This is a genomic window from Thauera sp. AutoDN2 (assembly GCF_051280715.1).
In the GTDB taxonomy this organism is placed as follows: domain Bacteria; phylum Pseudomonadota; class Gammaproteobacteria; order Burkholderiales; family Rhodocyclaceae; genus Thauera.
Window position 1 is genome coordinate 14,128 of record NZ_JBNCAR010000016.1, and the last position, 11,890, is coordinate 26,017.

The 11,890-nt window shown below is 67.0% G+C and carries 12 protein-coding genes; 1 reads left to right on the top strand and 11 read right to left on the bottom strand.

Annotation, left to right across the window (positions count from 1 at the left end):
• Positions 1-58: 58 nt before the first annotated feature.
• The 11 genes from ACPT9U_RS10310 to tssA form a co-directional block, all read right to left on the bottom strand.
• Positions 59-934 (bottom strand): ankyrin repeat domain-containing protein, encoded by an 876-nt coding sequence (locus tag ACPT9U_RS10310; protein ID WP_435750851.1) that lies wholly within the window; start codon positions 932-934, stop codon positions 59-61.
• Positions 931-2,205 carry a PAAR-like domain-containing protein gene (locus ACPT9U_RS10315; protein ID WP_435750852.1) on the bottom strand — a complete coding sequence of 425 codons (1,275 nt, stop codon included), beginning with the start codon at positions 2,203-2,205 and terminating at the stop codon, positions 931-933. The genes ACPT9U_RS10310 and ACPT9U_RS10315 overlap by 4 nt, the downstream gene beginning before the upstream one ends.
• Positions 2,195-3,472 carry a DUF2169 family type VI secretion system accessory protein gene (locus ACPT9U_RS10320; protein WP_435750853.1) on the bottom strand — a complete coding sequence of 426 codons (1,278 nt, stop codon included), beginning with the start codon at positions 3,470-3,472 and terminating at the stop codon, positions 2,195-2,197. Before ACPT9U_RS10320 ends, ACPT9U_RS10315 begins: the two co-directional genes overlap by 11 nt.
• A gap of 21 nt (positions 3,473-3,493) precedes the next feature.
• Entirely contained in the window at positions 3,494-5,626 is a 2,133-nt protein-coding gene (locus ACPT9U_RS10325; RefSeq protein WP_435750854.1) for a type VI secretion system Vgr family protein, read from the bottom strand.
• A gap of 57 nt (positions 5,627-5,683) precedes the next feature.
• On the bottom strand, positions 5,684-6,241 hold the full coding sequence (locus tag ACPT9U_RS10330; RefSeq protein ID WP_435750855.1) for an OmpA family protein: 558 nt from the start codon (positions 6,239-6,241) through the stop codon (positions 5,684-5,686).
• 112 nt (positions 6,242-6,353) lie between these two features.
• The gene (locus tag ACPT9U_RS10335; RefSeq protein WP_435750856.1) at positions 6,354-6,950 is read right to left on the bottom strand and encodes a hypothetical protein; all 597 of its coding nucleotides are present in this window, start codon (positions 6,948-6,950) and stop codon (positions 6,354-6,356) included.
• Positions 6,950-7,378, bottom strand: coding sequence for a DUF5675 family protein (locus ACPT9U_RS10340; RefSeq protein ID WP_435750857.1), 429 nt, complete (start codon positions 7,376-7,378; stop codon positions 6,950-6,952). The genes ACPT9U_RS10335 and ACPT9U_RS10340 overlap by 1 nt, the downstream gene beginning before the upstream one ends.
• A gap of 60 nt (positions 7,379-7,438) precedes the next feature.
• Entirely contained in the window at positions 7,439-7,924 is a 486-nt protein-coding gene (locus tag ACPT9U_RS10345) for an Hcp family type VI secretion system effector (protein WP_435750858.1), read from the bottom strand.
• 66 nt (positions 7,925-7,990) lie between these two features.
• Positions 7,991-9,490, bottom strand: a complete 1,500-nt coding sequence (tssC, locus tag ACPT9U_RS10350) for a type VI secretion system contractile sheath large subunit (RefSeq protein WP_435750859.1) — start codon at positions 9,488-9,490, stop codon at positions 7,991-7,993.
• Positions 9,487-10,050: a type VI secretion system contractile sheath small subunit gene (gene tssB, locus ACPT9U_RS10355; RefSeq protein ID WP_435750860.1), complete on the bottom strand. Its 564-nt coding sequence runs from the start codon at positions 10,048-10,050 to the stop codon at positions 9,487-9,489. The genes tssC and tssB overlap by 4 nt, the downstream gene beginning before the upstream one ends.
• Before the next feature lie 40 nt (positions 10,051-10,090).
• Positions 10,091-11,158, bottom strand: coding sequence for a type VI secretion system protein TssA (gene tssA, locus ACPT9U_RS10360; protein WP_435750861.1), 1,068 nt, complete (start codon positions 11,156-11,158; stop codon positions 10,091-10,093).
• A 141-nt stretch (positions 11,159-11,299) separates the two neighbouring features.
• On the opposite strand from tssA, the gene tssJ reads away from it, so the two are divergent.
• A complete protein-coding gene (gene tssJ, locus ACPT9U_RS10365) occupies positions 11,300-11,857 on the top strand; it encodes a type VI secretion system lipoprotein TssJ (RefSeq protein WP_435750862.1) in 558 nt (185 codons plus the stop codon).
• Positions 11,858-11,890 lie beyond the last annotated feature (33 nt).

The following is an 11,890-nucleotide window of genomic DNA, read 5'->3' on the forward strand; positions in this document are numbered from 1 at the left end:
GCTATTTCCGGATTGCCGGGGTGGATGATTCGGACCGGTGTTGGAGAAATGCGAGGTCTCATCGCTTGTGACCGGGCGGCACCGCCGGCGTAAGGCCCTGGGCGCGCATGCGCTCGCGCACCACCTCCGGCGGGTCGGGCGGCCACTTCGCGCCCCTGGCGACCGTGAGGTCGCGCAGTTGTTCGAATTGCGAACGGAGTGGACTTGGTTGAAGCCCGTCCAAAGCTGTGTGGACAGACCATGTAACCGATACGCCGTTTGTACGGTGTGTCTCGACGTCAGCTCCTCGGCCGACCAGATACAGTGCTATCTCCGGCAGCCGAGTGTTGATAGCTTCGTGTAACGCCGTGCCGCCAATGCTGTCCCTGGCATTGATATCCGCGCCGCGCTGCAGCAGCAGCTTGACATGCTCGAGCGTGCCGCCGGGGCCGGCGGCTCTTTGCAATAGGGTTGAGCCATGGGGTTGCAGGTAATTGGGCGACAGCCCCCCGTCGAGCATGGCCTGCAAGAAGAGAAGGCCGGTTCGATCGTCGGGATCGCTGCGGGTGATGAAGGTGTATTCAAGTGCGCTGCCGATGCCTTGCGCGATCTGCGTCTCCGGATCCACCCCCAGCGACACCAGCGTCCTGACCGCTTCGTAGTTGGGGTGGCCGGGTGTGCCGGGCAGCATCGCGAACCACATCAGGGTCATGTTTCGGTTTCCCGGCGCGGACAGGTCGACACCGGGCGCGAGGCTGCGCACGGCGGTCATGTCGCCCGCCTCGATGGCGCGGGCGATTTCGAGTTTGCGCCCGACGAAGAAATCCTCCGCCCGGTAGCGCTTGATTCCGATCATGCGCGCGACTCCTGTGTCGTTGCACGCCGCCAGCGCCAGGCCGCCGATGACCAGCAAGGCGCGCCGCCGTGTGAGAGAGAATAAAGAATCGAGTGTCATCCGCAGTGTTTTCCCGTGGCCTGTGCGAGTACTTCCTGGTCGACGCGCTTTTGCGCCTCGATTGCCTCGATGACCTGGTCCATGCCATGGCGATCGAGCGGGGTGCCGTGCCCCGGCAACTCCAGAGGCAGCCCTGCGGCGTCCGGCATCACGCTTGCCAGGCCGACCTTGACGGCGGCGCCCAACGCGCCGAAGAGCCCGGCCGCCACGAGCGTGGCCCCGATGCCCTGCTCCTGGGTGCCTGTGAGCACATCGCCCTCGATGCGGTGGGCGATGATGTTCTCCCGAGCCGGAATATGGGGCGTGCCGCCGTAGCGGGCCACCGTCTGCGGATGCAGCCCGGCGGCGTTGAAGGTGTTGGCGGGCAGGCCGCTGGCGCGTGAAGCCGCCGAGGCCAGGCCGCCGCCCAGCGAGTGGCCGGTGATCGTGGCGTTGGAATTGGCGTCCTTGAGCTTAGTCCCGATACCCACCGCCCGATCGTAGTACGGGGAGTGCCGGTTCAGGCCCTGGGCGAGGTTGTTGTCCCAGTCTTCCGCGTTCTGCGTGCCCTTGAAGGCGATGGTCGGCTTCAGGTCGTTGCCGAAGACGGTGGGGTCGGGTTCATACACCTGTGCGCCGAAATTTGAGCCCTTGATACGCAAATCCTTCGATTTCAGACCATGCTGCGCCAGCTTTTGTGGATCGTTACTGATGTTCTTCCAGCCGGGGGGCGCCTCCCCCGGGCGGTAGGCGCTGTCGGACAGTCGTGCATGCTCGACGGCGACGTTGTTGCGCGCGAAGCGTCCGGTCGCCGCCGCCAGCCGGTCGCGCCCGGCCCCGGACGGCATCTGTGCGAGCTTGTCCCGGGCCGCGGCGATCTGCGCCTGGCGGCATTGCCAGCGTCGGGCCTTGGCCGCATCCGCGCCGGCTTCATCGGGTTTGTTCCAGTTCATCCACATCGAGTCGCCGGTACGCACGATCGGCTGGCCATTGACAAAGACATTGCTGCTCTTGCCGATGTTGTGGCTGATCTTCACGTGGGTGCGCGAGACCACGCCCTTGCCCGCGCCCGCCTCGTCGCCCGTGACGTGGTCGACGTAGCTCTCGTTGTGCAGATAGACCGGCTTGTCCTGCAGGAAGACGCTGGGCGAGCACTGGCGGCTCTGGTCCATCGTGTGGGTGATGGGGTAGGGGACGGGCTTGCCCTTCTTGCTGGGGGTGATGCACACATCGGGGGCGAGGCTCACCAGCCGAAAGCGCGCGTCCTGGGCGACGATGTTCTCATCGGCCATGGGGGCGCTCCGGGGCGAGGCTCGCGCGGGTGCCGGGCGGCCAGGTGCCGAGCTCGAGGGCGCGCAGCCCGGTGCGCGCGCTGACGGTGGCGCGGCGCACCACGGTCAGGGTGGCCGCTTCCGGGTCGATGATGACCGTGTCGATGTGCATGGGCGCGAAGAGGAGCGGCCCGGCTGAGAGGCGCAGCAGCAGCTGCAGATCCTGCCTGGGCAGCGCGAAGCGCATCGTGTCCCCGCCCGATCCGGCCGGGGGCGTGAGGTGGATCAGGGCGACGGTCTCCCCGCCCTGGGGGTAGGCGATCTGCTGGTCCTCGGGGGCGCAGTTCCAGTAGCGGTAGTCGTGATCGCGCGGCGAGCGCGGCCACTGGGTGGCCTTCCAGGCCTCGCCGTGGGTGCCCGTGAGCGCCAGGCGGGGTTGCCACCAGCGGCCCATGGGCCCCAGGCCGACCACCGGGTAGTCCGCCTGGCCGATGAAGGGGGTGTCGAGCGCCTCGATCTGGGGCGCGGCCCGGTAGGTGCGCTGCACCTGGGCCCAGTCGAGCCCGCGCTGGGCCTCGAGCAGCGCACGCACGCCCTCCAGGGCGCGCAGCAGCGGCTCCGGGTCGCGGCCGCGGCCGATCGGATTGTTGGGCGCGTGCTCGGGCAGCTCCTCGATGGCCTGGGCGACCCGGGCCTCCTCGGCCGGCCCCAGGTGGGGTGCCGCCGCCAGCTCGTCGAGCGCCTGCTGCGCGCTGACCGTGTTGGGGCCCCCGAACGCCAGCTCATACACGATGGGGACCTGGGTCACCGGCTCGGGAGCGCTCAGCTGCCAGCCGAGCAAGCCCTTTGTGCGCTCGCGCGGGCCGGTCACCTGAAACACCTTGCGGATGGCCTCGCCGAAGCCGAAACCCGCCTGCCAGCGCGCGCTGGGGCGGCCCTTCGGGCTGTAGGCGCGCGCATTGACCACCAGCACATCGCACTTGGGCTTGTAGGGGGCGAGGTCGCTCTCCTGGATCACGCTCGAAGCGTTGATGGCCGCGCGATACTGGTCCGCCTCGCACAGGGGCGGCTGCTCGCCCGGCGGCAGGAGCACGGGCTCGAAGGCCTCGCCGTCCGCGCCACCGCGCTGCGCGAGGCGGTAGGTCGTGCGGCAGACCATGACGTGGAAGATCTCGTCGAAGGGATCGACGTGCTGGAAGTACTGGCTGGGCCACGGGGTGTGGTTGGTGACTTCGGGCAAGGGGGCCGCTTCGAGCGGCGCGGGCAGCGGCAGGTCGGGGCCGTTCATGCGGGCGTTCTTTGTGGGGGTTCAGTTCAGGTCGATGCGCTCGGACTCGACCCCGACGTGCTGGCTGCCGACGATGTCGATATTGGCGCCATTGACGGTGACCGTGCCGTCGGCCTTCATCACGAGTACGCTGGCGCCCACCCGCAGCGTGATGCTCTCGCCGGCCTCGAGGGTGTAGTGCTGGCCCACGGTCGTGCGCTTGTTCTGTCCGACCTGGGCCGTCTGGCTCATGCCTACCACGGTGTTCATGGCGAGCCCCACGTTCAGGCTGTAGCCCAGGCCCACGTTCTCCATGCGGCCCATGCCCACGTTCTGCATGTAGGCCATGGCGATGGTCTCGGTCTTGAACTTGCCGACCTTGACCGACCAGCTCGATCCGATGCGGTCGGTCTCGTTGCGGTCGATGGTTTTCCTGCGGCTCTTGTGGACGGTGACCGCCTCGTTGCCGTCCACGGCCTCGGTGCGGTTGCCGTGGATGGCGATGGTCTCGTTGCGATCCACCGTCTCGGTCCGGTTCTGGTGGATGGTGATGGTCTCGTTGCCGTCGACCGTCTCGGTGCGGTGGCGATGGACGAGGGTGGTCTCGTCGCGGTCGATGGTCTTGGCGCGGTCCTGGCCGACCCAATGGGTCTCATCAACTTCCACCTCTATGTCCTGGTTGCGCTCGGCGTGGATCCACAGCTGCTCGGCGCCCTTGAGGTCTTCGAAGCGGATGGCGTTGGCGTTGGCCGGCCCGCCCCCCTTGCTCGAACGGGTGAGGATGCCCGACTGGGTCTTGTTGGCCGGCAGCGCCCAGGGGGGCATCTGCGCCGCGTTATAGACGCGCCCGGTGACGATGGGCCGGTCCGGGTCGCCGCCCTCGTGGTCGACGATCACCTCCTGGCCGATGCGCGGCAGGTGGATGGCCCCGAAGTTGGCCCCCGCCCAGGGCTGGGCCACCCGGATCCAGCAGGTGTCGGTGCCGTCCTTCTTGCCGTAGCGGTCCCAGTGGAAGTGGACCTTGATACGGCCGTACTCATCCGTGTAGATCTCCTCGCCCGGCGGGCCCACCACCACGGCGGTCTGCACGCCGCGGGTGCGCGGCACGGGGGTGACCAGCGGTGCGCGCCAGGGGCGGTCGGCGGGCACGGTCTCCACCGCCACCCGGAAGACGCTCTCGTTGGCACCCGAGGCGGCCTCGTAGTCGTTGTCGGCGATGTCGTAGGTAGCGGCGACCACGACGAACTCGCGGTTGAGCTCGGCGCGCGGGTGCTCGGTGAGCGCGAAGCGGTAGCCGGGGGCGGCCCCGCGCACCCGCCCGGCCAGCTCGATCCGCTCCTGCTCGCGCTGCAGCCGCTCCAGCGTGTCGGCCGCGTAGTGCTTGCCGTCGGCCGTCTGCACGTAGTTGCCCGGCCAGGCGAAGCGGGCGTAGTGGTCGAACAGATGCCCGCGCGGGTCGTTGTGCTCGGTGGTCAGATCGGCCGCCGGGCGCTTGAAGTCGTAGTCGGTGTGGGTGATGCGGCCCGTCTCGACCTGGCGCGACAGGCGCCAGAAGTCGAAGTGGTCCGCGTCGGCGCGGGCCTCGGTGCCGTCGTAGTAGGGCACCGAGGCGTAGCCGGGAAAGACCGGGTGGCTGGTGAAGTGGTCGGCCAGCACCATGGTCTCGCCGTCCGGGCCGTGCTCGAACCAGAAGAAGATGCCTTCGTGCTCGAGGCGGCGGCAGATGAAGTCGAGATCCGTTTCGCTGTATTGCGTCAAATATTCCCAGCGCTTGTACGTAGCCTTCAGGCGCATGTCGAAGCGCACCGCGTTCTCCCCGAGCACCTGGTAGAGGATCTCGGGCACGGTCTTGTTCTGCCAGATGCGAAAGTCCGAGCGGCGCGAGGCGTGCCACAGCTTCGGGGCCACCGTGGCCTCGTACACCCAGTGCCGGCCCTGCCGCCCGATGGCCGAGAAACGCACCATCTGCCCCGCCAGAAACCGCTTGCCGCGCCGGTCGGCTTCCAACTCGATCGCGCAGCGCTCGCCGATCATCGCCTGGCAGTCCAGGTTCGGGTCCAGGGACTTGAAGCGCACGTCGAACCCGTACAGCGAGGACATCGCCTCGCGTCCGGCGAGGCTCACCGCCCACAGGGCGTCGCCCAGGGGGGTGTGGGCTATGAGAAGGCGGTTCATGATCGAGTCGTAACTGTCATCAGAGCATTGCTGGGACGCGCGGGCAGGGACACGAGGTCACTGCGCGGGGAGGATGAGGATGTCCACGCGGCGATTCACTGCACGCCCCTCGCGGGTGTCGTTGGAGGCGATGGGTTCGGTCTGACCGCGCCCTTCATACTGGACGCGCGACGGATCGAGCCCGGCCTGGATCATCTGGCGGGAAGCCGCTTTTGCGCGCGCGGTCGATAACTCGACGTTCCGAGCCGCGCTGCCGCTGGTGTCGGTGTGGCCGACGGCGCGCACGATGTAACCCTCGTGGTTCCGCATTACTCGGGTCACGTGATGGAGAGCAGCCTTGAGATCGTCACTCGGGGTGGCACGTGCCCGAGCGAAGGCATCGGCCGAGCGAATTTGGACGAGGATGGTGGCGTCCTCCTTTTCGCTGACGCTCAGGAAGGGGCTCGTGCGCAGGGCCGAGATCATCTGGGCGCGTATGACGACCGTTAGGTCGGGAGTCGGGGCCTGGGGCGCGGCCGGGTCGGTCGGGGCGTCCGGCACCGTTGCGCAGGCGGAAACGAGCAGGCAGGCAAAGCCGGCTAGAGCGACGGTGGTGAACTTGTAAAGGTAGTGCATCAGAGGGCTCCTGGTGGGGTGCTAGGGGCGTCGGGGGCCCCGTTACGGGGGAAGGGCGCAGGCGCAGGTGCGCGCGTTCGCGGAGGGGAACTGGGCCTGGCAAGGGCACGGCTCAGTGTCCGCACCCTGACGTTCCGGGCGGCGCAAAGTCCGCTGGGGTGCCAGTCTCGATGCCGGGCGTGCCGCCCGGGGGGGGGGCGAGGTCAACGAAGCGCGCGTAGTGGAAGCGCGTGTTGCATTCGAGACCAGTGCTGTAGGCTTCGAGCGTGACGACGCCAGTGGCCCGGTAAGCGATGTCCCGGTCCTGGATGTTGTTCAGGGCGGCCGGGCCGAAGACGGTGGTGATGGCCTCGGCCTGAGTATCGTCGAGGTAGTCGAGTTCGATGGCTATGGTCATGGCGGGGGTTTCGTCCGAGACGAGCACCTTCGGCAGACGGCCGATCTGGTCGGGGGCGGGGATGAGCACCAGGTGGAGGTGCCGCTCGGTATCGCCGTCGATGGTGGAGGTGGTGGCGAACGCCACCAGTTCGCCGGCCAAGCTCACCCGGCCCTTGAAGGCCGTGAGGGACTCGTACCGGGGGGTGGCGTCCCGTTCCAGTGAGTAGCCCGGCGGCAGCACCACGGACTGCTCTGCGGCGCAGCCGGCGAAGGGCAGCGAGAGGGCCAGGGCGGCGAACAGCGCCGCCGCGGTTTGCCAGGCTTTGCGCACTATCGGAAGTCCTCCTCGATGACCAGCGAAACGTTCTCGATTCCCCTGGACCTGAAAAACTCGATGAGTTCGGCCAGCATGGCCCGGCTCGAGCCGACGCTGTCCTTGGTGAAGGTCTTGCCGGGCAGCAGGCAGCCCTCGGTGTCGGCGGCCGTGTTTCCGGCGTGGATCAGGATGTAGCGTTCTCTGGGGACCTGCTCGTTGTACAGGTGGGGAAGGGTGGCGCGGAAGCGCGGGCTGGTGTGCCAGCGCAGCGTGTAGGTGCCGGGGGGGATCCGCCGCTCCTGGTTCGGGATCCGGGTGGACGGGCCCCTTTCCTCGAGGATGTAGCCCGTGAGCGTGTTGTCGCCGGCGGTGAACTCGGAGACCGTCGAGACGACGCTCTCGGTCCGGCGCACAATCTTGATGACATTAGAGTCAAGTGACATGTCGACTTCCTCGAAGGCGGGATGGGGGCAGGCGACCGCCTGCCCGCGCCCTGCGGCGACTTAGACCATGTTCTTCTTGACGTCCCAGGTGCCGGTGACTGCGGCGCCCATGGAGCCGTCTGCGTTCTGCTCCTTCACCTCAACCTTGATCTTCGAGTACGAGATGCCAACCGACTCCGTGACCCGGGCGTCGGAGGTGGAGCCGGACGGGCCGGCGTGGGTGATGATGCAGTCGGTCATGGTGACGCGCATGTATTCCTGCGAGCCGTCACCGACCTTGCAGCAGGAAACTTCCACTGTCCCCACGTGCTTGCCGGAGGCGCAGTACTGCATCAGATTGGGGGTGGCCTTGTCCACGTAGTGGACGAAGTTCAGGGTGTCGAAGCTGGCCTTGCCCACGCCGCCGCCGCCGCCGGTGAACATGGACGAGGACTGGGATACGCCGTAGCCGAAGGACAGCACGTCGATCCAGCCAGTATGTTTAGAATCCTTGGATTCGCCGTCGATGCCGGCGATCTTGATGAAGAAATCCTGCAAAGAAGCCATAGTCGTGTTTCTCTCGGGTTGCAAGTGGGGAGGTGGGCGCAGCGCAGCTGCCTGTGCCCGGTGGGGTCAGGTCGTACCTTCCGGCTTCAGGGATGGCAGCCGCGACACGAGTCGCAGGCTCATCGTGAGGCCCTCCAACTGGTAGTGCGGCCTGAGGAAGAACTTGGCGGTGTAGTAGCCGGGGTTTTCCGCGACCTCCTCCACCATTACCTCGGCAGCGGCGAGGGGTTTGCGTGCCTTGGTGTCCTGGCTGGAGTTCGCCGGGTCGCCATCCACGTAGTTCATGATCCAGTCGTTGAGCCAGCGCTGGACGTCGTCGCGCTCCTTGAAGCTTCCGATCTTGTCGCGCACGATGCACTTCAGATAGTGCGCGAAGCGGCAGCAGGCGAAGAGATAGGGCAGGCGCGCCGAAAGGTGGGCATTTGCCGTAGCGTCGGGATCGTAATATTCGGCCGGTTTCTGCAGGCTTTGGGCTCCGATGAATGCGGCCATGTCGGTGTTCTTGCGGTGAATCAGGGGCATGAAGCCGTTCTTGGCGAGTTCGGCCTCGCGACGGTCGGAGATTGCGATCTCGGTGGGACACTTCATGTCCACGCCGCCGTCGTCGCTGGGGAACGTGTGGCAGGGCAGACCCTCGACTAGCCCCCCGGATTCGACGCCCCGGATGGAAGTGGCCCAGCCGTAGTACTTGAAGCTGCGGTTGATGTTCACCGCCATGGCGAAGGCAGCGTTCACCCAAAGGTAGCGGGAGTGGTCGTCCCCCTCGGTGGACTCCTCGAAGTCGAACTCGTCCACCGGGTTGGTGCGGGCGCCGTAGGGCAGGCGGCCCAGGAAGCGTGGCATGGCCAGACCGATGTAGCGCGAATCGTCGGAGTCGCGCAGGCTGCGCCAGGGGGCGTACTCGGTGTTTTCGAAGATCTTGGTGAGGTCGCGGGGGTTGGCCAGTTCCTGCCACGAGTTCATTTGCATGACGCCGGGGTCGGCGCCGGCGATGACGGGGCAGTGCGCAGCGGCCGCGATCTTGCTAATCTCGCCAAGCAGCTCCACATCCGGCGCGGAGTGGTCGAAATAGTAGTCACCCACCAGGCAGCCGTAGGGGGCGCCGCCCAACTGACCGTACTCCTCCTCGTAGATCCGGCGGAAGATGGGGCCCTGGTCCCAGCCGATGCCCTTGTGGCGGCGCAGATTGCGGTGGAGGTCCTTCTTGGAGATGTTCATCACCCGGATCTTGAGCATCTCGTCTGTTTCGGTGCTGTTGACGAGATAGTGCAAGCCGCGCCAGGTGGATTCGAGACGCTGGAAATCCGGCTTGTGGATGATCTCGTCTACCTGCTCGGAGAGCTTGCGGTCGATTTCGGCGATGATGGCCTGTATTGAGCGGTAGGCGTCGCCGGATAGCTGGACGGCCGAGTCGAGGGCCTGCTCGGCGAGCGTACGCACGGCAGCCTCGACGGCGGTTCGCTGCTCGTCGGTCTTCGGCTTGAATTCCTTCTCGAGAAGGTTGGCGAGATCGGACTGCTCCGTGACCTGATGGGCGCCGGCTTCTTGCAGTCTTGCTTGCGTCATTGCGAGGCGGCCTCCGGTTTCGGTTCTGCGGATGGCAGCTCTTGTGCAGCCTTTGGCAGGGTGGCCAGCGCCTTTAGGGTGGCCGGGTCGCGCAGCAGTTCGGCAAGCAGGTTCTCGGCGCCGGTCTTGCCGTCCATGTAGCTGAGGAGGTTGTTGAGCTGAGTGCGCGCCTCGAGCAGGCGGCGCAGGGGCTCCACCTTGCGGGCGACCGCGGCGGGGCTGAAGTCGTCCATGTTCTCGAAGGTGATGTCGACCGCCAGCTCACCTTTACCTGTGAGGGTGTTTGTCACGGGAAAGGCGACCCGAGGCCTCACGGCCTTCATGCGCTCGTCGAAGTTGTCGATGTCGATCTCGAGGAACTTGCGGTCGGCGACGGTTGGAAGCGCTTCGGCCGGATTGCCGGAAAGGTCGGCCATCACGCCCATGACAAAGGGAAGCTGGACCTTCTTCTCTGAGCCGTAGAGCTCGACGTCGTATTCGATCTGTACGCGGGGGGCGCGGTTGCGGGCGATGAACTTCTGCCCGCTCTTGCCCTTCGGTATGTCGTTTCTGATTGCCACGTGTTTGCTCCTTGGAATCGTTCGGTGTCGGAAAGGGGCGCTAGGCCCGGGAGCCGGCCAGATGTTCCAACTGGGCGAGCCCTTCGGGCACCAGCTCGGCGAGGATCTGGGCGAAGTCGAGGTCGCTCAGGCGCTCGATGCGGCGGATGAGCAGCGGCGCCGGGTGCGACGGTTCGTGCGCTTCGAAATAGGCTCGGGCGATGGCGAGGGCGCGGAAGGCGTCGGCGCGGCTGTCCACCCGCGGAGGCAGCGCAGCGGCAGGCGGCCGCGCTGCAGGCGCGGGCGTGCCTGCGGCGGCGGGCGGCTCCGCCGCGTCCGCCTGCGGGACGCCGTCGGCCTCTCCGGGCGGGGCCACGGCCGCCTCGACGCGGGCGAGGACCTCCGCAAGGGGGGCCAGCTCGGGCCAGTAGTCGGCTTCCACGCGCCCGCGCCAGGTGGCCTCGATGGTGGCCAGGGACTTGCGCGCCTCGGCTAGCAGGGCGATGCGCACGGCATTGCGCTCGCGCTCAGCGCTGACCAGCCGGGACAGGTGATCGGCGGTGGAGACGGTGGCGCTGGCCGGCACGGGTCGGCCGCGCAGGACGAGGTCGGCCTCCCCCACGGTCACGGTGCCGGCCTGGGATTCCAGGAGTGGGGCGGCGCGGACCGCCCGCATCATGCCTTTCGGGTCGGCGAGGGAGGCCAGCGCGTTCATGCGCGGCAGCGGGTCGCGCTCTCCGTCGTACACGAGCAAAGGATGTAGCGCCTCCCAGTGCTCCTCCAGCCACCCGCGGACCAGACGCAGTCCGATGGTGAGACCGGAAAGTCCGTCGAGCTCGGTGGCTGCGAGTGTCACGGTCACCAGCACCCGCAGGTCCCGGGTCTCGTGCAACAGTTGCGCGCCGCGGTCGAGCACCTGGTTCCAGTCGGGCTCCTGGGCCGGGAGGATGCTGTCGCCGAGTTGCTGCTCGGCGCGTCCCCGGGCCTGGGTCATGAACTCCAGAAAGGCGGATGAATACTCTAAGTCCGGACCGCACGGGCTTCCGTTCGGCATATTTCCTGCAGCACTGAGTCGGTCGAGAAGCTTCGAGGTCATGGGGTCTGCGTCGGCGAGGGGGGCGGAATGCAAGTGTCGGCCCCGATAGGCCATAGTCATCAATGGTGTTTCAATGTCGCGATTGTTGTGCATGACGATAGGATATGTCAATGCACTTTTAAGTTGTCTATGGAATATACTCTCGTCTTGTTCGCCTATAGGAAATCGACAGGGATGGCCGGTATACACCCCGCGACGTGTGCTTGCCCCGGCGACAAGGGGGCGGGACGCCGGGTTTTTCTTTACTGCGGTGCAGCCGCTTTCGCGCTGGCCGCTGGCTGTTCGACCATCTCGCGGCGGGAGCTGCCGGTGCCCCTGGAGCTTTTCATAGCTGCCTCGGAACGGCTCAACCCCACGGAGCAGGGGAGGCCCTCGCCGGTGCTGGTGCGCATCTACGGACTCAGCCAGCGCGGGTTCTTCACTTCGGCTGACTATTTCGCCTTGCTCGGTAGCGGGGGGTTGCCTGGCAACGGTGAGGTGGTGGACGTGGAGGAGTTCATGCTCATGCCGGGCGAGGTGCGGGTGATCCGCCGCCGCGCGGCGCTGGACGTCCGCTTCATCGGCGTCGCGGCCGGCTACCGCGACGTGGGGGAGAGCGTGTGGCGCGCGATCGCGGCAGTTCCTGCGCCCCATCGGGCCGGCCGCCTGTGGGCTCGGGACAGCTCGCCGGTCCGCAAGTACAGCCTGATGATCGGCGAGCGCGCGGTCGTGATCGAGGAGAGTGAAGAGTGACACGGAAGCCCATGGTTGGGCCGGCAGGGCAAG

Excerpts from the sequence above, each read along its gene's own strand:
- ACPT9U_RS10340 (WP_435750857.1), bottom strand. The coding sequence starts at position 7,378 with ATGTCACTTGACTCTAATGTCATCAAGATTGTGCGCCGGACCGAGAGC.
- ACPT9U_RS10310 (WP_435750851.1), bottom strand. The coding sequence starts at position 934 with ATGACACTCGATTCTTTATTCTCTCTCACACGGCGGCGCGCCTTGCTG.
- tssC (WP_435750859.1), bottom strand. The coding sequence starts at position 9,490 with ATGACGCAAGCAAGACTGCAAGAAGCCGGCGCCCATCAGGTCACGGAG.
- ACPT9U_RS10320 (WP_435750853.1), bottom strand. The coding sequence starts at position 3,472 with ATGAACGGCCCCGACCTGCCGCTGCCCGCGCCGCTCGAAGCGGCCCCC.
- ACPT9U_RS10315 (WP_435750852.1), bottom strand. The coding sequence starts at position 2,205 with ATGGCCGATGAGAACATCGTCGCCCAGGACGCGCGCTTTCGGCTGGTG.
- tssJ (WP_435750862.1), top strand. The coding sequence starts at position 11,300 with ATGGCCGGTATACACCCCGCGACGTGTGCTTGCCCCGGCGACAAGGGG.
- ACPT9U_RS10325 (WP_435750854.1), bottom strand. The coding sequence starts at position 5,626 with ATGAACCGCCTTCTCATAGCCCACACCCCCCTGGGCGACGCCCTGTGG.
- ACPT9U_RS10345 (WP_435750858.1), bottom strand. The coding sequence starts at position 7,924 with ATGGCTTCTTTGCAGGATTTCTTCATCAAGATCGCCGGCATCGACGGC.
- ACPT9U_RS10330 (WP_435750855.1), bottom strand. The coding sequence starts at position 6,241 with ATGCACTACCTTTACAAGTTCACCACCGTCGCTCTAGCCGGCTTTGCC.